Here is a 19,714-nt window from a genome sequence, read left to right on the forward strand (position 1 = left end):
ACGCCATGGAAGCCAATCTTTCAGCGGCTGCCCTCTACCAAGCGCTCGGCAAGCGCCTGCAGCTCTCCTGGCTGTCGGGACGCGACGGAGGCGTACACCAGCTGTCCGCCGCCGACACGCACTGGGGCGGCGCCACCCTCGTCGGACATCTGAATCTGGTGCACCCGCATTGCGTCCAGGTGCTTGGCAGTCGCGAGTGCGCCTATCTGCGCCAGCTCGACGACGACGCCCGCGAACAGGCCTTGCGGCAGATGTTCAACGGCGAAAGCATTCTGATCGTGATCGGCGGCGGGGAATTCCCGGACGAGCGCATGATCGGGCTGGCCGAGCACGCCGGCATCCCGCTGTTCGCCTCGCCACTGGCCACCCAGGAACTCATCAGCACCCTGCGCTACTACCTGAGCGAGACCCTCGCCGAAACCGCCACCGCACACGGCGTGTTCATGGAGGTACTCGGCACGGGTCTGTTGCTGACCGGCGACAGCAACGTGGGCAAGAGCGAGCTGGCGCTGGAACTGATCACCCGCGGCCACCGACTGGTCGCGGACGACGCCCCCGAATTTGCCCGCATTACCCCCGACACCCTGCAGGGGCGTTGCCCGATGGTGCTGCAGGACATGCTCGAGGTACGCGGCCTCGGCATTCTCAACGTGCGCGCGATGTACGGCGACAATGCGATCAAGCTCAACAAGTACCTGAGGCTGATCATCGACCTGCGCCACCATCACGGCGGCCATCATGCAGACGAGCACCGGCTGTACGGCATTACCCGGACCCGGCGCCTGCTCGGTGTCGAGATCCCCGTGATCGAGATTCCCGTCGCCCCCAGCCGCAACCTGGCGGTGCTGGTCGAAGCCGCGGTGCGCAAACATCTGTTGCTGCAATCCGGTTATGATGCGGCCGACGACCTGATCCAGCGCCAGCAGGAACGCCTCGGGAACCAACCGTGAGACTGATCATCATCAGCGGCCTTTCGGGCTCCGGCAAGACCGTCGCCCTGCACGCCCTAGAAGACGAGGGATTGTATTGCATCGACAACCTGCACCTCGGCCTGCTGCCTGCCTTCGTCGAAAACCTGCTCAGCCCCAAGGTCAAGCTTTACGACGAAGCCGCCGTCGGCATCGATGCCCGCAGCGGCATCGAGGAGCTACGCCGCTTCAAGGACATTCTCGAGGACATCCGCACGCGCGGCGTGCAACTCGAAATCATCTATCTGCAGGCCGAGATCGACACGCTGCTCAAGCGCTTCAGCGAAACCCGCCGCAAACACCCGCTGTCGCGCAAGGGCCTGCCGCTGATCGAGGCGATACACCTGGAACGTTCGCTGCTCGCGGTGATCGCCGAACATGCCGATCTGACCATCGACACCACCCGCAGCAACGTCCATCAACTCAGCGCCCAGATTCGCGAACGCATCGGACGCAGCCACGTCGGCTCACTGTCGCTGCAATTCCAGTCGTTCGGCTTCAAGCACGGCGTGCCGGGTGACTCCGATTTCATTTTCGACGTCCGCTGCCTGCCCAATCCGCACTGGGAACCGCGGCTGCGCAACCAGACCGGACTCGACCCATCGGTGCAGCACTATCTGGCCTCGCACCCGATGGTCGAGGATATGTACCATGATATCCGCCAGTTCCTGCAGACCTGGATTCCGCGCTTCGAGGCGGAAAACCGCAGTTATCTGACCGTGTCGATCGGCTGCACGGGCGGGCAACACCGCTCGGTCTACCTCGTGCAGCGGCTCGGAGACGCCTTCCGCGACGAACGCGGTACCGAAATCACCATCCGTCACCGGGAGCTGGGTTGATGGCCCGCCCCCATTCGCCCGACCCTGCATAGGCTCATCGTTTCATGTCCGTGGGAATCCTGCTCATCACGCACAACCGACTGGGTGCCGACCTGATGGAAACGGCCCGCGGCATGTTGCGCGAGACACCGCTGTCCGTGGCCAATCTGGCCGTCTCGCCGGTATCGGATCCGGATGAAATACTCAAACGTGCCCGCGAACTGTGCGACCGACTCGATACCGGCAACGGCGTCCTGGTGCTGACCGACATGTTCGGCTCCACGCCCAGCAATATCGCCTGCCGACTCTGCAATGACGCGCATCAGGTGCGCATTCTGGCCGGCGTCAACCTGCCCATGCTGATCCGCATCTTCAATTATCCCGCGCTCGATCTGGATGCGCTCATGGACAAGGCGCTGAGCGGCGGGCACGACGGCGTCCTCAACTGCCAGGAGGTCAGCAGGCATGGCAAAGACTGAGGTCACCATCGTCAACCGGCTCGGGCTGCACGCGCGCGCCGCGGCGCGCCTGGTCGGGCTGGCCAGCCGCTTCGATGCCCACATCGAACTCGAGCGCAACGGGCGCCGCGTGAACGGCAAGAGCATCATGGGGGTCATGATGCTTGCCGCCGCCCAAGGCAGCACGCTGACACTGCACGCCGACGGTACCGACGCCGAACAGGCGCTGGCCGAACTGAGTACGCTGATCGCCGACCGTTTCGGGGAAGAAAGCTGAGACCGGCGACAAGGGCCCGAATGCTATAAACAGAAGGGGCATCGCACACGCGACGCCGCCACCCGGCGCGGATCCCGACTCCGCCCGCCAGCACGAAGGAAGCATCACTGCATGAGCCTGCTGCTCAACGGCATCGGTGTCTCCCGCGGCATCGCCATCGGCCGCGCATACCGCTATGAACAGGAGTCGCCGGAAATCGTCGAACGGCGCCTTGCCACCGCGGATCTGCCTGCCGAGATTCGTCGTTTCCGCCGTGCGCTACAGCGCGCCAAGGCCGAACTCAAGGGCGTGCGCGACCGCATCCCCGAAAATGCGCCTGCCGATGTCGGCACCTTCATCGACACGCATCTGCTGATGCTGGAGGATGGGCTCCTGGCCCAGGCGCCCATCCAGCACATGCGCGCGTTGCACTGCAATGCCGAATGGGCGCTCAAGCTCCAGTACGACGAACTGGTCGCCACCTTCGATGCCATGGAGGACGCTTACCTGCGCACCCGCCGCGACGACGTCGCGCACGTCATCGGACGGATACAACGGTTGCTCGCCGGCCATGAAGCGACTTCCGCGCCCGCCAGCCGGGGCGATGTCGTGGTCGCCGGCGACCTGTCGCCCGCCGACATCGCCAGCCTGCACGATGCCCGCGTAGCCGGCGTGATCACCGAGTTCGGCGGACCGCTGTCGCATACCGCGATCCTCCTGCGCAGCCTGGAGATACCCGCCGTCGTCGGTACCCATGCCGCACTGCGCCTGATCGGCAGCGGCGAAACGCTGATCATCGACGGTGACGCGGGCCTCGTGCTCGCGGGTGCAGCCCCTTCCCTGCAACGCCATTTCCGCGAACGCCTGCGCCGCGACCGGGTACGTCGCGCGACGCTGGCCAAATCGGTCCTATTGCCCGGCATCACCCTCGACAGACACGTCATTTCTCTGCAGGCCAATATCGAGCTGGATGCCGACCTTGCCGCGCTGCGCCGGCTCGGCCCCACCGCGGTCGGCCTCTACCGTACCGAATTCCTTTTCATCAACCCGAAGGCCAGCCCGCCGGGCGAGGAAGAACAGCTGCGAGCCTACCGCAAGGCGCTGCGTGCCCTGCGGGGCTCGGCGCTGACGATCCGCACCTACGATCTCGGCGGCGACAAACTCTTCGACGGCGACATGCGCGACGGGCAAATCTCGCCCAATCCGGCGCTCGGCCTGCGCGCGGTACGCCTGAGCCTGCGCGAACCGGCCCCCTTCGCCGCGCAGATCCGCGCCATACTGCGCGCTTCGGCGCAAGGCCCCGTCCGGCTGATGCTGCCGATGCTGACCGATCTCTCCGAACTCGATCAATGCCTCGCCCTGATCGCCGAGCAGCGCGAGGCACTGCGTCGGGCAGGTCGCCCGTTCGACCCGGATCTGCCGATCGGCGCCATGATCGAGGTACCCGCCGCAGCGCTGACCGCCGAGGCCTTCGCTCGACGCCTGGATTTTCTGTCCATCGGCACCAACGACCTCATCCAGTACACCCTCGCCATCGACCGTACCGACGAGATGGTCAACCATCTCTACGACCCGCTGCATCCGGCGGTATTGCAACTGATCCGATTGACCCTGGAAGGCGGCGCACGCGCCGGCATTCCGGTCGCGATGTGCGGCGAGATGGCGGGCGACGCCCGTTACACCCGTCTGCTGCTCGGCCTGGGGCTGCGCGAATTCAGCGTCCCGATCAACCGGCTTGCCGAAATCCGCCACGTCATTCGCAATTCCGACTGCGGCGCCCTTAGCCAACCGGCCGATGCGCTGCTCGCAACGCCCGATCGGGCCGAGCGCCTGCGTCGCTTGCAAGAGATCAACCGCGATCTGGACCCGGCCGTTTAACCACCATCCCGACCGGCCGCAGAGGCTTTCGGCTGTTACACTGCCATCGTCCGTATTCTTCAACACGAGCGCGCGCCATGGCCGACCCGGAACCGACTAGACGCACCGCGAGCAATCTGGAACTCATCTCCGCAACCCTGCAGACGGGGACCATGCAGCAGGCCAGACGCATGCTCAACGCATTGCACCCTGCTGAAATCGCCCACCTGCTCGAATCCATGCCGCCGGCGCAGCGCGAGCTGGTCTGGGAACTGGTCGATCCCGAATACGATGGCGAAGTGCTGTTGCACCTCGGCGACGAGGTGCGCCAGAGCCTGATCCAGGGCATGGATGCGGACGAACTCGTCCAGGCCGCGCATAGCCTCGACGTCGACGATCTTGCCGACCTGATCCAGGACCTGCCCGCCGCAGTGCTGCAGGAAACCCTGGAGGGAATGGACAAACAGCGCCGTTCCCGCCTCGAGGCGGTCCTGTCCTATCCAGAGGACAGCGCCGGCGGCCTGATGGATACCGACACGGTGACCGTGCGCGCCGACGTCACCCTCGATGTGGTGCTGCGCTATCTGCGCCTACGCGGCGCGCTGCCGGATCTCACCGACAAGCTCATCGTCGTCAACCGCTACGACAAATACCTTGGCCTGCTGGGGCTGTCCGAGCTGCTCACCCAGGACCCGGAACATACCGTTGCCGAGGTCATGGATACCTCCAGTTCGGCCATCGAGGCGGCCACGCCGGCGCACGAGGTGGCCAAAATCTTCCAGGACCGCGACCTGATCTCCGCGCCCGTGATCAACGAGAGCGGTGTCCTGCTCGGACGCATCACTATCGACGACGTGGTTGACGTGATCCGCGAGCAGGCGGATCACTCGGTAATGGGGCGCGCCGGCCTCAGCGAGGACGAAGACATATTCGCACCGGTGATCCTCAGCTCGCGCCGGCGCGCGGTCTGGCTCGGCATCAATCTCGCCACCGCCTTCCTGGCCTCATGGGTGATCGGCCTGTTCGAGGGCACCATCGAACGTTCCGTCGCGCTGGCCGTGCTGATGCCGATCGTCGCCAGCATGGGCGGCATTGCCGGCAGCCAGACGCTCACCCTGGTCGTGCGCGGGCTGGCGCTCGACCAGGTCAACCGCGGCAACCTGCGCTGGATATTCAGCAAGGAAATCGCCGTGGGCGCGATCAACGGCCTGCTCTGGGCGCTGGTCGTCGCCCTGATCGCGTTGATCTGGTTCGACAGCCTGCGCATCGGCGGCATCATCGCCCTGGCGATGATCATCAACCTGTTCGCCGCGGCCGTGGTGGGCGTGACGCTGCCCCCGTTGCTACGTCGATTCGGCGTCGACCCCGCAATCGCCGGCAGCGTGATCCTGACCACTTTCACCGACGTGATCGGCTATGCCTCCTTCCTCGGGCTGGCCACCGTGGTGCTGTTCAGCCTTTAGCCATGCACGCCTTCCCTCGTGCACGGCCGGGGTCTAAGCTATTGCGGCCCCAGCCTTGAGTCCAGAACAGAATGAACGCAATGAAGATGAAGCCCCGCGATCTCATCATCGGACTTGTCGTCCTCGGCCTCGTCGGGCTTGCAGGCTGGCTATGGCTCGCACCATCGGGCAACGCCGCGCCGAACGTTGAGATGACCCTGCTCGATGGCAAGACCGTCGATCTGCGCGAACTGCGCGGCCACCCGGTGCTGATCAACTTCTGGGCCACCAGCTGCCCCGGCTGCGTCGAGGAGATCCCCCACCTCGCCAAGCTTTACGACCGCCTCTCCCCGCAGGGCTTCGAGATCATCGGCGTGGCAATGTCGTACGACGTGCCCTCGCAGGTGCGCAACATGCAGCAGGACCGGCATATTCCGTATCCGATCGCCATCGATCACACGGATGCCATTTCCAAGGCCTTCGGCACCATTCGACTGACACCGACCTCCTTCCTGATCGATCCGCAGGGGCGCGTGGTCTACCAGAAGATCGGCAATGTCGACGTCCACAAGCTCGCGGCCCGGATCGAGCGCATGCTGAAAAAACAGGGCAACGGCTAGGCGCGAGCGCGCGACAGGCTCAACGTTTGCCGGCCCGCACCAACCCGCCGAGACCTGCGTCGACGAGCGCATCATTGAGCAGTTCGCGCACGCGGTCCGGATCTTCCAGCTTCAGCGCCTCGTCCGTGAGCGCTCGCGCCGTCTCGGTGGAAAAGCTGCGCACCACCCACTTGACCCGCGTCAGCCCCGCCACGCTGACGCTCAGGCCGTCGTAATCCATGCCCAGCAGCAGAATGACCGCCGCGGGATCACTCGCCATCTCGCCGCACACGTAGATCGGCTTGCCGGCACGGCGCGCACCTTCACGCGCCTGTCTCAACGCCTGCAGAACCGCCGGGTGCAACGGGCGGTATAGGTCTGCGACCCGGCTGTTGTTGCGGTCGACCGCCAGCAGATACTGGACCAGATCGTTGGTGCCGACACTCAGGTAATCCACCCGTCGCGCCAACGATTCCGCGAGATAAACCGCCGAAGGCACCTCGACCATGACACCCACCTGCGGCGGCGGGATCACCAGGCCTTCTTCACGCAATTCCTCGGCGGCGCGTGCGAGCAGTCGATTGGCCTCTTCCAATTCGCTGACCGCGCTGATCATGGGGAACAGCACCCGCAGATTGTCGAGGCCGGCATTGGCGCGCAGCATGGCGCGGATCTGGGTGAGGAAGATGTCCGGGTGATCCAGGGTCACGCGGATGCCGCGCCAGCCGAGGAACGGATTGTCCTCGCTGAGCGGGAAGTACGGCAATGGCTTGTCGCCGCCGATGTCCAGGGTACGCAGGGTGACCGGACGCGGATAGAAGGCGCTCAGCATCTGCCGGTAGGTGGATACCTGGGCCTCCTCGGAGGGAAAGCGGTCGCGCACCATGAAGGGAAACTCGGTGCGGTAAAGCCCCACGCCTTCGGCGCCGCATTTGAGCGCCGGTTCGACATCGGCGAGCAGGCCCGTGTTCACGTAGATCGGGATCAGGCGGCCGTCCGGCGTGAGCGCGGGCTCGCCGGCCAGTGCGTTGAGGCCGTCCGAAAGCTCGCGTTCCTCGCGCGCAAGGCGTTCGAACTCCCGGCGCACTTGCGGGCCGGGCTGGATGAACAGGCGGCCCTGATAGCCGTCGACCACCAGCTCCTGACCCTCGAGACGACCCACGGGCAGATTCTCCGCGCCCATCACTGCCGGGATACCCAGCGCGCGCGCCAGAATGGCCACGTGCGAAGAACTCGAGCCGCGCGCCGAGACCACGCCGACCAGCCGTTCCGGGGGAATTTCGGCCAGCTGAGCGGCGGACACGTCTTCGCCGATCAGGACCGTGCGCTCGGGCATCGGAGATTCGCTGCTGACCTGGCTGAGCAGTTGCGCCAGAATGCGTCGGCCAAGATCGCGGATGTCGCTGGCGCGCTCGCGCAGGTAGGCGTCCTCCATCTCCTCGAACGCGCGTGCGTACTGCCGCACGGTGTCGCGCAGCGCCGCCGGCGCCCAGCTGCCTTCCTCGATGCGCGCGGCCGTGCCCTCGATCAGATGTTCGCTTGCCAGCATCATGGTGTAGGCATCGAACAGAGCCTGCTCCTCGGCCGGCAGCACGTCCACCATGCGCGTGCGGATCGCGGCCATCTCCTCGCGTACCGCCTCCACGGCCTGACGGAAGGCCAGCACCTCGGCCCCGATATCGGCGGCCTGCCGGTCGGGGATGCGGTCGAGGTCGGACTGCGAGTAGGCAACGCGTCCCACACCAATGCCCACGCCCGGCGAGCCGCCAAGGCCGGTGATGATGAGGTCGGTCGGCAGTTCTCCGCGCAGCAGTCGCAGCGTTTCGCCCGACAGCTCCGCCTGGCGGATGGCTACCGCGATCTGCACCGCGAGCGTGGACAGCAGCGCGACCGCGCCATCGTCGAAGCTGCGGCTGACACGCTGCTGCACGACCAACACGCCAAGCACGCGGCGACGATGGATGATCGGCACGCCAAGGAACGCGTGATAACGCTGTTCGCCGGTTTCGGGGAAAAACTTGTAGCGGGCGTGGGCAGGGGCCTCGTCCAGGTTGACCGGTTCCGCGCGCTGCGCCACCAGCCCGACCAGCCCCTCGTCGAAATCGAGCTGCACCTGACCGACCGCCGCCTGGTTCAGGCCCTCGGTGGCCATCAGCACCAGGCGCTCGCGCCCCGGCATGACCAGATACATGGAGCAGACGTCGACCTCCAGCGCCGTGCGCACGCGCGTGACCAGCACGCGCAGCGCCTCGCCGGTGGAATCGGCCGCGCCGACGGCCTCCACGATGCGCTGCAGGGTCTGCAGCAACGGCTGCTGCAGCAGCTGCTCCGGCGCTGCCGTGGCGTGATCGTCGTCAGGACACACGTCGGGCCGGGCCTGAAGTGGGCAGGGGGGACGCGGTTTCCGCTTCCGCACCGAACAGCAGCGGCGCCAGTTCGCTCAGCGCGCGCCGGTAGACCTTGCGTTTGAAGAACACGACCTCTTCCATGGGCAGCCAGTAATCCACCCAGCGCCAGCCGTCGAATTCGGGTTTGGGCGAAGCGCCCAGATTGAAGCAGCTTTCGTCGCAATCAAGGCTGAGCAGGAACCAGACCTGCTTCTGCCCGATACAACGTGGCGAAGCATGACGTCGAACCAGGTTCTTGGGCAGGCGATAGCGCAACCAGCCCCGCGTCCTGCCGACCAAGCTTACATGCCCGGCCTCAAGGCCGGTCTCCTCCCACAGCTCGCGATACATCGCCTCCTCAGGCGACTCGTCCGGGCGGATTCCGCCCTGCGGGAACTGCCAGGTGCACTGGCCGATGCGCTTGCCCCAGAAGACCCGCCCCTCGGCATTGCTCAGGATGATCCCAACGTTATGTCTAAATCCGTCCGAATCAATCACTTGCAAACCCCAATGGCGGCATCAATGCATGCCCTCATTTTTCCATAAGCGCCGTCGTTGGGCAAATGACGGTATCCGCGACAACCGGTACAATGACAGCGCCTTAATCGACACCTTGGACAATCATGGGACTTGCCCTTTTCGATCTCGATCACACCCTGCTCAACGGCGACAGCGACCACGAGTGGGCCCGCTTCCTGATGGACGAGGGCATCGTCGACCGCGAAGCCAACAGCAGCGCCAACGAACAGTTTTATGCCGACTACACCGCCGGCACGCTGGATATCCACGCCTTCGCGCGATTCGCCTTCGCACCGCTGGCCGCGCACCCGCTGCAGGCACTGGAATCGTGGCGCGCACGCTATCTGCAGGAACGCATCGAGCCGATGATCGGCGAGCAGGCCCGCGCACTGGTATCGCGTCACCGCGAGGCCGGCGACACCCTCGTTCTGATTACGGCCACCAACAGCTTCGTGACCCGCCCGATTGCGGACCTGTTCGACATCGAGCACCTGATCGCGACCGAACCGAAACGGATCGACGGCCGCTTCGTCGCCGAAATCGAGGGCACCCCCGCCTTCCGCGAGGGCAAGGTCGCGCGCCTGCAGGCCTGGCTGGCCTCGCGACCCGATCTGGCAGAGGCGGAATCCTGGTTCTACAGCGATTCGCACAACGACCTGCCGCTACTGGAACGCGTCGATCATCCGGTGGCCGTCAATCCCGACACCAAGCTGGCCGCCGTTGCCGATGCCCGCGGCTGGCCGATACTCAACCTGCGCGACAGCGCTCAGCCGAAGCTTTCGGCCAAGGCCTGAAGCTCGCGTCCAGCAGGCGTTCCCGCCTTGCCTGCTGCAGCCACGGCCGTCACGTAACCCTGGAAGAACGCAGGCAGTGCCCTGACCAGTTGCTGCTTGCGCAGCCGGCCCACGCCATGGATCGGCCACATCGGGCGCAGGCCGCCATTGGGCAGCGCGTCGCAGACCTTCACCCCCCAGCCGGCATGCGCGACGTCCCACACGTGATGGCGCACGGCCAGCCGGAACACGTGCTCGGCATCCATGTCCAGCATACCGATGCCCGGCCCCAGATATTCGACCTGTAATGCTTCGGCCAGCACCTCGATGCGTCGGTCAAGCGCGCGCAGCGCCTCGTCGAGCGCCGCGTTCACTGTCACGCTGGGCGCGGCGGCCTGGGCGGCCAGCAGCGAGATATTGTCATCCATAGTCATTCCTTCATTTCCGCCCCGCCGTTGGCGTGGCCTTCGGCATTCACGGCCTCAAACCTCGACCATCTCGAAGTCTTCCTTGTTGGCGCCGCATTCCGGGCAGGTCCAGGTCAGCGGCACATCCTCCCAGCGCGTGCCCGGCGCAATGCCCTCCTCGGGCAGGCCCTTGGCCTCGTCATAGATAAAGCCGCAGATCACACACATGTACGTCTTCACACGCCGCCTCCTAGGCTTGCACGACAAAAGCGCGATATTCTCTACTCTTACCGGCCCGGAAGTAACCCCCTCGGGCCAGGCGAATGCGCGGCGGATACGCAATGAACGAAGCACCCACCCTACCCATTGTCCTATGCATCGGCGGCAACGACCCGACCGGCGGCGCCGGCCTGGCGGCCGATATGGCAGCGGTGCTGAGCCTGGGCGGACACCCCACACCGGTGGTCACCGCCGTCACCGTCCAGGACACCCGGCGCGTCCACGATTACCACGCCCTGCCGCCCACTCTGGTGATCGAACAGACACACGCCGTACTCGACGACATGCCGGTCGGCGCAATCAAGCTCGGCATGCTTGGCGAGATCGACATCATCGAAGCCGTACATACCCTGCTGCGCGATCATGCCACGATTCCGGTCGTGCTCGACCCCGTGCTGCAGGCCGGCGGGGGCGGCGACCTGTCCGGCCAAGGCGCCGCCGAGGCCATAAGCGAACTGCTGCTGCCGCTGTGCACGCTGATCACGCCCAATACGCCGGAGGCCCACCTGCTGGCGCCCGGCGCCGACTCGATCGATGCGGCGGGCATGGCCCTGCTCGAAGCCGGCGTCGAGTACGCGCTGATCACCGGCACCCATGCGCGCACCAACGCCGTCGTCAACCGGCTTTACGGTAGCCACGATCTGATCGAGCGCTACGAATGGCCTCGTCTGGCGGGCGAATACCACGGCTCCGGCTGCACCCTGGCCGCCGCCTGTGCTGCACTGATCGCACAGGGCGAATCGCCCGCAGCCGCGGTCAGACGGGCCCAGTCATACACCTGGCGCAGCCTGCAGGGTGCGCACTCGCCCGGCGGCGGACAGGCGATTCCCGACCGGCTGTTCTGGGCCCGCGACGGAGGCGAGCATTAACGCTGCCGCTGGACGACGCCCGCCTCTCGGCGGCCTGTACGTGATCACCGACGCAAACTTGAGTCCTGGCGTGAACCGCCTTCGCGAGGCCGTGGGCGCGGCACTCGCCGGAGGCGCGCGCTGGGTGCAATACCGCGACAAGGGCGGCGACCCCGCTCGCCGCCTGCATGAGGCGCTGGCCGTGAAGGCGGCGTGTCGGGCCCATGGCGCCGGCTTCATCATCAACGACGATCTCGAACTCGCCGTCGCCAGCGGTGCCGACGGGCTGCACGTCGGTGCGCAGGATATTCCCCTGAGCGCGGCGCGTGCCCGGCTCGGCCCGCAGGCCATCATCGGGGCCTCCTGCTACAACCGTCTGGCACTCGCCCGCGAAGCCGCGGCGGCTGGCGCCGACTATCTGGCCTTCGGCAGCGTGTATCCGTCGCAGACCAAGCCCGCAGCCGTCTCAGCCGGACTGGCGCTGATTCGCGAGGCCCGCAGCCTGGGCCGTCCGATCTGCGCCATCGGCGGCATCGGCGTCGACAATGCCGCAGCGGTGATCGCCGCCGGGGCCGATCTGGTTGCCGTCGTCAGCGCGGTATTCGGCGCCGCCGACGTGCGCGGCGCGGCACAGCGCCTCGCCGCGCTGTTTGCAGCGCCCTGAGTCCCCCCACAGGCGGCCATCGGGTACACTCCCGCCTTTGGCGACACGCACGAGGACCGACCCCATGAGCGACACCCACGCACGCTTTGACCGCGCTCAGCGACACATCCCCGGCGGCGTCAATTCGCCGGTGCGCGCCTTCAGGGGCGTCGGCGGCGACCCGCTGTTCATCGAACGCGCGGCAGGCGCCTATCTGCACGCTACCGACGGTCGTCGCTATATCGACTACGTGGGTTCATGGGGCCCTATGATCCTCGGACATGCGCACCCCGAGGTGATCGCCGCCGTGCAGGGCGCGGCCGCCAACGGCCTCTCCTTCGGCGCGCCCACCGAGCTCGAAACCGAAATGGCCGACCGCGTCTGCAAACTCGTGCCCTCGATGGACATGGTGCGCATGGTCAACTCGGGCACCGAGGCAACCATGAGCGCCATCCGGCTCGCCCGCGGCTTCACCGGCCGCGACAAGATCGTGAAATTCGAAGGCTGCTACCACGGCCATGCCGACAGCCTGCTGGTCAAGGCCGGCTCAGGCGCACTAACCCTCGGCGTGCCCGATTCCCCCGGCGTACCCGCGGCACTGGCCGAACACACGCTGACGCTGCCCTACAACGATCTCGATGCCGTCGCCGAGGCCTTCGCCCGCGTCGGCGGCCAGATTGCCTGCATCATCGTCGAGCCGGTGGCGGGCAACATGGGCTGCGTGCCACCCGTACCGGGTTTTCTGGAAGGCCTGCGCACCCTGTGCGACCGCTATGGCACCCTGCTCATTTTCGACGAAGTCATGACCGGCTTCCGCGTCGCCCTCGGCGGCGCGCAGGCGCTCTACGGCATCCAGCCAGACCTCACCACGCTCGGCAAGATCATCGGCGGCGGCATGCCCGTGGGCGCCTTCGGCGGCCGCCGCGAAATCATGGAGCAGCTGGCCCCGCTCGGCCCCGTGTACCAGGCGGGCACGCTCTCGGGCAATCCGCTGGCCATGACGGCGGGCCTCAAGACCCTGGAACTGATCGGCGCCCCCGGCTTCCATGAACGCCTGACCGAGACCACCGCGCGTCTGATGCACGGCCTGGAGGTCGCTGCTGCCGAAGCCGGCGTGGCGGTACGAATCAACCAAGTGGGCGCCATGTTCGGCCTGTTCTTCACCGACGCGCCGGCCGTCACCCGCTTCGCCGACGTCATGGCCTGCGACGCCGACCGTTTTCGGCTGTTCTTCCACGGCATGCTCGACGAGGGCGTCTACCTCGCCCCCTCCGCCTACGAGTCCGGCTTCGTCTCCAGCGCTCACGGCGAGACCGAAATCGAAGCCACCCTGGCTTCCGCACAGAGGGCCTTCGCCGCGATCGGTTAGCCCGCCGCCACCTGCGCCAAACGCGCGATACCCGCATCGATCCTGGCGGCCTCGATGGAGGAAAAACCGATACGGATGAAGCGGCCGTTGTGGTCGTCGCCATAGAAAAACGGGTCGCCGCTGTCGATCAAGACCCCGGCCTCTAGTGCGTCGGCCACGAGCTGCCGGCCGCTCAGCCCCTCGGGCAGACGCGCCCAGACCACGGAACCGCCGGCGGGGTTGCGGAACGTCAGATCTGGCCAGTGTCGGCCCAGCGATTCGGCCAGACCTTCCGCGCGCTCGGACAATATCCGCCGCGTACGCGTGATCAGCTTGTCGTAATGGCCCTGGGCGATGAACAGCGCCAGCGTGCGCTGATTGTTGAACGAAGGGTGACGGATCATGAGGCGGCGCAAGCGCCGCAGAACGGCGATCAGCGCCTCGTTGGCGACCACGTAGCCGATACGCAGCCCGGGCGAAACGATTTTCGACATGCTGCCGACGTAAACCACACGGTCGTTGCGATCGATTGCCTTCATCGCCGGCAGCGGCTCTCCCCGATACTGGGTTTCGGCATCGTAATCGTCCTCGATGATGACCATGTCGTCGCGCTCCGCGTGGCGCAGCAGCGCCAGACGGCGTTCGGTCGACATGGTGATGCCGGTCGGGCACTGATGACTGGGCGTACAGTACAGATAGCGGCAACCAGCCAGTCGCGCATCCGGCGCCAGACCATGTCGATCCAGTCCGACGGGCACGATTCGCGCCGCCCGGCGCATGAATATGTTGCGCGCGTCCATGTACCCGGGTTCCTCGAACGCGACCGGCATGTCCTTTTCGAGCAGGGCTTCGGCAAGCAGAAACAGGGCCTGCTGGGCACCGACGGTGAGCAGTATCTGCGAGGGCCTGGCCGCAATTCCGCGACGCGGCAACACGCGCCGGATGAGCTGTTCCACCAGTACCGCGTCGTCCTGCTCCACTGCGTCGGAAGCCCAGTCGTGAATTTGTCCCACGCTGAGTGCCAGGCGGCTGCACTCACGCCATTCGGCCACAGGAAAACATTTCGGGTCGAACTGCCCGTAGACGAACGGATAGGGATAGCGCATCCAGTCCGGAGGCTTGTCCAGCCACTTCCCGGTACTGGCGGCAGGCAGGACTCGCGCGGCCCAGTCAGGCGCATCTGCACCCGCGGGCCCGGATGCCGGGCGGTCGAACTGCGGCACGTCGGTTTCGCGCGGCGCGACGAAATAGCCACTGCGGGGCCTTGAAAGCAGGTACCCGTCGTCGACCAGTTGATCCAGCGTCAACACCACCGTATTGCGCGCAACCTTGAGCATGGTCGCCAGCGCGCGGCTGGAAGGCAATCGGACCTGCGGACGCAGCACGCCATTGAGAATGGCACCGACGATGGCGGCGCGCAGCTGGCTCTGCAAGGTCGCGCCATCCTGATGCAGAAGCAGCTGCTGCCAGAACAGTACATGCGGCGCTTCCCGTTCCGAACGTTCTTTCACGCCCGCCTGGCCTCATGAATTTTCCGAACTGGCATTATGCATGAGTCCAGAACGTCTGCGAGCATGACTCTCGATCATCATCGAGAGGTCGTCATGAGCGCCGCAAATCCCATCGAGACCCGCGACTCCACGCCACTGGGCACGCAGCAGTGGCTCCCCTTCACGCCCAACCGCGAGTTCCTCGCGGACCCGAAACTGTTTGCGTCGGCGTCGCGTCAGCATTACTACGACGCGAGCGGACGAGCCATTCTCGACGGCAGCTCCGGACTGTTCACCACGCCGGCCGGCCATGGGCGCCAGGAAATCGCCCAGGCCGTATACGACCAATTGCTCAAAATGGATTTCTGCGCCGGCTTCACGCGCGCCCATGCCGGCTCGTTCGCCCTCGCCGAACGCCTGGCCGGACTGCTGCCGGAGCCATTGAATCACGTCTTTTTCGCCAGCTCCGGTTCGGATGCGGTCGACACGGCGATGAAAATCAGCATCGCCTACCATCGCGCCCGCCGCGAACCCTCGCGCACGATGTTCGTCTCGCGCGAGCGTGCCTACCATGGCTCCAATCTTAGCGGCACGGCCTTGTCCGGCATGGTCAATAACCGGCGCGCCTTCGGCAATCCGGTTTCCGGAGTCGTGCACATGCGCCACACCTGGCTGCCGGAACAGCGCATGCAGCCCGGGCAGCCGACCGTGGGCGCGGAACTGGCCGACGATCTGCTGCGACTGATCCAGCTTCACGGAGCGGAAAACATCGCCGCCTGCGTCGTCGAACCGGTCGCAGGTTCGACCGGCACGTTGGTTCCGCCGGTGGGCTACCTGGATCGTCTGCGCGAGCTGTGCACCACACACGGCATCCTGCTGGTATTCGACGAGGTCATCTGCGGTTTCGGACGCACGGGCGAGTCCTTCGCGGCGCAGAGCTTCGGCGTCACGCCGGACATCATCACGATGGCCAAGGCCATCACCAACGGCGCGATCCCCATGTCGGCGGTGGCCGTCAGCGACGAGATCTATCGCACGGTCATCGATTCGGCGGTCGATGACGGCATCGAGTTCTTCCACGGCTACACCTGGTCGGGGCACCCCGTGGCCTGCGCCGCCGCCCTGGCCACTCAGGACATCTATGCGAACGAGCGACTCTTCGAGCGCGGACGAGCACTTTCCCCCTATTTCCTCAATCAGCTCCACACTCTGGCCGACCTGCCGGCGGTATTCGATATCCGCGGTTACGGCATGATTGCCGGCATCGAAATCCACCCGGACGGCAAACCGGGACAACGCGGCCATCGACTGCAGAAGCATCTGTTCGAGCAAGGGTTGCATCTCAAGGCTACCGGCGACACCGCCATCCTTGCGCCACCGCTGATTTTCGAGCGAGAGGACGTCGACCGGATGATCGGCCTGCTGCGCGACGCACTCGCCGCACTGGATTAGGGCCGGATCCCACGATGATCATTCTCGTGACCGGTGCCACGGCGGGATTCGGGCGCGCCATTGCGCTCGAGCTTGCGGCGGCCGGCCATACCGTGATCGCCAGCGGCCGCCGGCGGTCGCGCCTCGATCAACTCGCAGCCGAAGCGGCGGACGCGGCCGGCACGCTCGTCACCCGGGCACTCGATGTCACCCGCAGCCTGGCCGTCGGCGAGACGATCGCGGAAATCGAACGCAACGTGGGTCCGATCGACATACTCGTCAACAATGCCGGCCTTGCCCTGGGGCTGGCGCCTGCCCAGTCGGTCGAGCTAGACGACTGGGAAAACATGGTCGATACCAACATCAAGGGCCTGCTCTACTGCACTCATGCGGTACTACCGGGCATGGTGCGGCGCGACCGAGGCTACATCATCAACCTCGGCTCGGTCGCCGGCAACTATCCCTATCCCGGCAGCCACGTGTATGGCGCCAGCAAGGCCTTCATCCATCAATTCAGCCGCAATCTTCGCGCCGATCTGCTGGGCACGCGCATCCGCGTGACCTGTCTCGAGCCCGGGCTGTGTGGCGGTACCGAATTTTCGCTTACGCGATTCAAGGGCGATGCCGACAAGGCCGAGGCGGTCTACCGCGGCACGAAGCCGCTCACCGCCGAGGACATCGCACAACTTGTCGCCTATCTGATCGGACTGCCCGCGCACATCAACGTGAACCAAATGGAACTGATGCCGACCTGCCAGGCATTCGGCCCCTTCGCCGTCTCGCGCACCCGCGACATGCAGTGACCGCGCCCCTGATCCCCGCCACGGCGACGCTGCTCGAACTCGAACTGATCAGCCTGTTGGCCGGCTTGATCAAGGGATTGACCGGCTTTGGCTCGGCTTTGGTGATGGCCCCGTTCTTCAGCCTGTTGCTGGGGCCACATATCTCGATCGCACTGATCATACTGATACATACCTTCACCTCTCAGCAAGGCGCATCGGCGTGGCGGGGGCAGATCCGATGGCCGCCGGTACTCGGCCTGGCCACTCTGGCCGTCGTTTTCGACATCCTGGGCACCCACGTCATGGCCGAGGCCGAGGCCGATCCCGATACGCTGCGCCGGGCCACCGGCGCGCTGGTCATACTGCTCGCCGCACTGCACACTCGAGGCATCCGCTGGCGTCACAACGGCGGCGCCGTACCGACGCTGCTGGCCGGCGCGATATGCGGCACCTTCATGTCGATGGCCGGCCTCGGCGGCCCGCCCGCGGTTTATTATTTCGACGGCCTGGTCGGAAATTCGACACGCCTACGCGCGCACCTGCTCGCTTTCTTCATGATTCTTTTCATCGCCATCACGGCGGCGCTGGCCATGCAGGGGCTTCTCACGCTTGAGCTTTGCCTGCTTGCCCTACTGCTGGTACCAGCCTTTTATCTAGGCGCCTGCCTGGGCGAATTGGGATTCCATCGCCTCCACGTCGATCATTTCAAATATCTGATCGGCGCACTGCTGGCCGGCTCGGGATTGATCGCGCTGTGCGCCTAGAAATGCACCTCGTTGGTGCGCCCACGGGCCGTTATGACGCGGCGGGCCGGCGTCCCGAACCGGACCCGGAAGCTGGAGATCGCCTGCGCTGATCGCAGCTCGACCCTATCGGCGGACTGCTTGCGCCCGCGAAGGCGCACGCGCCGAACCGACCGGGTCACGAGACAGCGATACAAGCGTAACAAAATGATTTTTAGTAATTTTTATAAATTACACCCGAACCTCGGCGCGGCCATGAAACGACCGTCTCAGACTCCTCGATCGGCAATTTCGCCCCGTATAGACCGCGATTTGGCCTTGGCCCGGATTCTGCATCCAATACCCATGCATTCGACTCACTTATCACAGGATTTCAAACGACCCATGTAGCGAGGTATCAACATGAAGAGCGCTGAGCACGGCCGTACCGCCGCAACTGCCGGTACGCATCGCAGGGCTGGCGGGGCAAGCCTCCTGATGGCCTTTCTTAAAGGCCGAAAGGCGACAGCAACGGCACCAAAACCAAAAACACGGACATTCGGAATCGGTGTCGCAGCCATCTGCATTTTCAGCCTGATCGGTCAATACGCCCATGCCGCAGACAAAGAGGTCACTATCGGCTACGTGCCCATCGTCGACACATATGCGGCCGCCATCGCCGATCACGCCTTCGAAAAGGCAACCGGCTACAAAATCCACTGGCAGCAGTTTTCATCGGGCGGGCCGGTGATCAAGGCACTTGCCTCGGGCGCCGTGCAGATTTCAACATTGGGTTCCTCACCGATCGCGGCAGCCGTGTCCCATGGCATCCCGATCGAACTTTTCTGGATACTGGAAGGCATCGGTTCCAACGAAGAACTGGTGATTCGTAATGGCTCCGGCATCCACTCCCCCAAGGATCTGGCCGACAAGCCGATAGCCGTACCGGCGGCATCGACCTCGGCGCTGGATCTTTTCTTCGCGCTCAAGCAATGGGGCGTCAATGCCCGTGTCCTCAATATGCCGCCTTCCGCGATCACGGCTGCCTGGGACCGCGGAGATATCGACGGCGCTTTCGTCTGGGACCCGGCGCTGAGCCATATCAAGCGCACCGGCAAGGTCATGGTTTCATCCGGTCAGCTATGCAAGGAATCGGGTGTCTGCACGTTCGATGGACTCGTCGTGGACAAGGATTGGGCCGCCAAGCATCCCAAATTCATGACGGCATTCGTGAAGGTGCTCGCAAAATATTACGCCGATTACGAGAAGAACCCTGAGGCCTGGACAGCTGATTCTCCGATGGTGAAAGGCATTGCCCAATTCTCTGGCGCCGACCCCATGGAAATCCCAGGAATACTGAAAAACTACGAATTCCCCAATCTGGAACAGCAGGCATCCTCCGCATGGCTAGGCGGCAGTGCCGGCAAAAACCTGGTTACCAGCGCCTCCTTCCTCAAGGAAGTGGGACAACTCGACAGCCCCCTGCCCGCTGCCGACTATGAGGCTGCCGTCACCACGAAATGGGTCGAAAAGGCACTTGCCAAATAAAGCGCCATCGACCGTAAGGCAAGTTGATCTTGCACAGGACCCATGCGCAGCCGCCAAGCGGCTGCGCATGTATACGCCGCAGCGTCCTTGCTCATCGGTCATGCCAGAATACCGTCCGTGCAAAGACCGTAAATCGATG

The 19,714-nt window shown here is 65.1% G+C and carries 20 protein-coding genes; 15 read left to right on the forward strand and 5 right to left on the reverse strand.

The genetic code is table 11. The annotated features are described in order from the left end of the window. The first annotated feature begins 5 nt into the window (after window positions 1-5). The 7 genes from hprK to THPRO_RS07305 all read left to right on the forward strand — a co-directional run bounded on the left by hprK (window position 6) and on the right by THPRO_RS07305 (window position 6,419). A complete protein-coding gene (gene hprK / locus THPRO_RS07275; protein ID WP_038089028.1) occupies window positions 6-950 on the forward strand; it encodes an HPr(Ser) kinase/phosphatase in 945 nt (314 codons plus the stop codon). After that, a complete protein-coding gene (gene rapZ / locus THPRO_RS07280) occupies window positions 947-1,807 on the forward strand; it encodes an RNase adapter RapZ (protein WP_038089031.1) in 861 nt (286 codons plus the stop codon). Before hprK ends, rapZ begins: the two co-directional genes overlap by 4 nt. 44 nt (window positions 1,808-1,851) lie before the next feature. Continuing rightward, window positions 1,852-2,265, forward strand: coding sequence for a PTS sugar transporter subunit IIA (locus tag THPRO_RS07285; protein ID WP_038089034.1), 414 nt, complete (start codon window positions 1,852-1,854; stop codon window positions 2,263-2,265). Then, entirely contained in the window at window positions 2,252-2,521 is a 270-nt protein-coding gene (locus THPRO_RS07290) for an HPr family phosphocarrier protein (RefSeq protein ID WP_038089037.1), read from the forward strand. The genes THPRO_RS07285 and THPRO_RS07290 overlap by 14 nt, the downstream gene beginning before the upstream one ends. A gap of 111 nt (window positions 2,522-2,632) precedes the next feature. Further along, complete coding sequence (gene ptsP / locus THPRO_RS07295) at window positions 2,633-4,378, forward strand: phosphoenolpyruvate--protein phosphotransferase (RefSeq protein WP_038089040.1); 1,746 nt, start codon at window positions 2,633-2,635, stop codon at window positions 4,376-4,378. A gap of 77 nt (window positions 4,379-4,455) precedes the next feature. Continuing rightward, entirely contained in the window at window positions 4,456-5,820 is a 1,365-nt protein-coding gene (gene mgtE, locus THPRO_RS07300) for a magnesium transporter (protein WP_038089043.1), read from the forward strand. A gap of 80 nt (window positions 5,821-5,900) precedes the next feature. After that, window positions 5,901-6,419: a peroxiredoxin family protein gene (locus THPRO_RS07305; RefSeq protein ID WP_236717271.1), complete on the forward strand. Its 519-nt coding sequence runs from the start codon at window positions 5,901-5,903 to the stop codon at window positions 6,417-6,419. Window positions 6,420-6,438: 19 nt separating this feature from the next. On the opposite strand, the gene ptsP (THPRO_RS07310) is transcribed toward THPRO_RS07305, so the two are convergent. Continuing rightward, the gene (ptsP, locus tag THPRO_RS07310) at window positions 6,439-8,706 is read right to left on the reverse strand and encodes a phosphoenolpyruvate--protein phosphotransferase (protein WP_065089585.1); all 2,268 of its coding nucleotides are present in this window, start codon (window positions 8,704-8,706) and stop codon (window positions 6,439-6,441) included. 46 nt (window positions 8,707-8,752) lie between these two features. Further along, on the reverse strand, window positions 8,753-9,283 hold the full coding sequence (locus THPRO_RS07315; RefSeq protein ID WP_038089046.1) for an RNA pyrophosphohydrolase: 531 nt from the start codon (window positions 9,281-9,283) through the stop codon (window positions 8,753-8,755). 125 nt (window positions 9,284-9,408) lie between these two features. On the opposite strand from THPRO_RS07315, the gene THPRO_RS07320 reads away from it, so the two are divergent. Beyond that, window positions 9,409-10,098: a histidinol-phosphatase gene (locus THPRO_RS07320; protein WP_065089432.1), complete on the forward strand. Its 690-nt coding sequence runs from the start codon at window positions 9,409-9,411 to the stop codon at window positions 10,096-10,098. On the opposite strand, the gene THPRO_RS07325 is transcribed toward THPRO_RS07320, so the two are convergent. Together THPRO_RS07325 and THPRO_RS07330 are read right to left on the reverse strand one after the other, a co-directional pair. Continuing rightward, a complete protein-coding gene (locus THPRO_RS07325) occupies window positions 10,071-10,505 on the reverse strand; it encodes a hypothetical protein (RefSeq protein ID WP_145930734.1) in 435 nt (144 codons plus the stop codon). The two genes, THPRO_RS07320 and THPRO_RS07325, sit on opposite strands and share 28 nt — an antisense overlap. A gap of 54 nt (window positions 10,506-10,559) precedes the next feature. Continuing rightward, window positions 10,560-10,724: a rubredoxin gene (locus THPRO_RS07330; protein ID WP_407922446.1), complete on the reverse strand. Its 165-nt coding sequence runs from the start codon at window positions 10,722-10,724 to the stop codon at window positions 10,560-10,562. Between the two features lie 101 nt (window positions 10,725-10,825). Here THPRO_RS07330 and thiD point away from each other — a divergent pair, with 101 nt between their 5' ends. From thiD to hemL, 3 genes are all read left to right on the forward strand, one after another. Then, window positions 10,826-11,632 carry a bifunctional hydroxymethylpyrimidine kinase/phosphomethylpyrimidine kinase gene (gene thiD, locus THPRO_RS07335; protein ID WP_082954507.1) on the forward strand — a complete coding sequence of 269 codons (807 nt, stop codon included), beginning with the start codon at window positions 10,826-10,828 and terminating at the stop codon, window positions 11,630-11,632. Then, on the forward strand, window positions 11,628-12,275 hold the full coding sequence (gene thiE / locus THPRO_RS07340) for a thiamine phosphate synthase (RefSeq protein ID WP_038089206.1): 648 nt from the start codon (window positions 11,628-11,630) through the stop codon (window positions 12,273-12,275). The genes thiD and thiE overlap by 5 nt, the downstream gene beginning before the upstream one ends. 64 nt (window positions 12,276-12,339) lie before the next feature. Continuing rightward, window positions 12,340-13,623 carry a glutamate-1-semialdehyde 2,1-aminomutase gene (gene hemL, locus THPRO_RS07345; RefSeq protein WP_038089056.1) on the forward strand — a complete coding sequence of 428 codons (1,284 nt, stop codon included), beginning with the start codon at window positions 12,340-12,342 and terminating at the stop codon, window positions 13,621-13,623. Here the strand turns inward: hemL and pdxR are convergent. Then, window positions 13,620-15,113 (reverse strand): MocR-like pyridoxine biosynthesis transcription factor PdxR, encoded by a 1,494-nt coding sequence (pdxR, locus tag THPRO_RS07350; protein ID WP_201786961.1) that lies wholly within the window; start codon window positions 15,111-15,113, stop codon window positions 13,620-13,622. The genes hemL and pdxR overlap by 4 nt on opposite strands. 93 nt (window positions 15,114-15,206) lie before the next feature. Between pdxR and THPRO_RS07355 the strand changes: the two genes are divergently transcribed. The 4 genes from THPRO_RS07355 (at window position 15,207) to tauA (ending at window position 19,575) form a co-directional block, all read left to right on the forward strand. Next, entirely contained in the window at window positions 15,207-16,544 is a 1,338-nt protein-coding gene (locus tag THPRO_RS07355; protein WP_052064275.1) for an aminotransferase class III-fold pyridoxal phosphate-dependent enzyme, read from the forward strand. A gap of 14 nt (window positions 16,545-16,558) precedes the next feature. After that, window positions 16,559-17,326 (forward strand): SDR family NAD(P)-dependent oxidoreductase, encoded by a 768-nt coding sequence (locus THPRO_RS07360; RefSeq protein WP_038089059.1) that lies wholly within the window; start codon window positions 16,559-16,561, stop codon window positions 17,324-17,326. Next, window positions 17,323-18,069 (forward strand): sulfite exporter TauE/SafE family protein, encoded by a 747-nt coding sequence (locus THPRO_RS07365; protein WP_038089064.1) that lies wholly within the window; start codon window positions 17,323-17,325, stop codon window positions 18,067-18,069. Before THPRO_RS07360 ends, THPRO_RS07365 begins: the two co-directional genes overlap by 4 nt. Before the next feature lie 381 nt (window positions 18,070-18,450). Then, window positions 18,451-19,575 carry a taurine ABC transporter substrate-binding protein gene (gene tauA / locus THPRO_RS07370; protein ID WP_145930735.1) on the forward strand — a complete coding sequence of 375 codons (1,125 nt, stop codon included), beginning with the start codon at window positions 18,451-18,453 and terminating at the stop codon, window positions 19,573-19,575. Window positions 19,576-19,714: the final 139 nt, after the last annotated feature.

Origin of the sequence: Acidihalobacter prosperus (assembly GCF_000754095.2) — a bacterium.
Lineage (GTDB): Bacteria > Pseudomonadota > Gammaproteobacteria > DSM-5130 > Acidihalobacteraceae > Acidihalobacter > Acidihalobacter prosperus.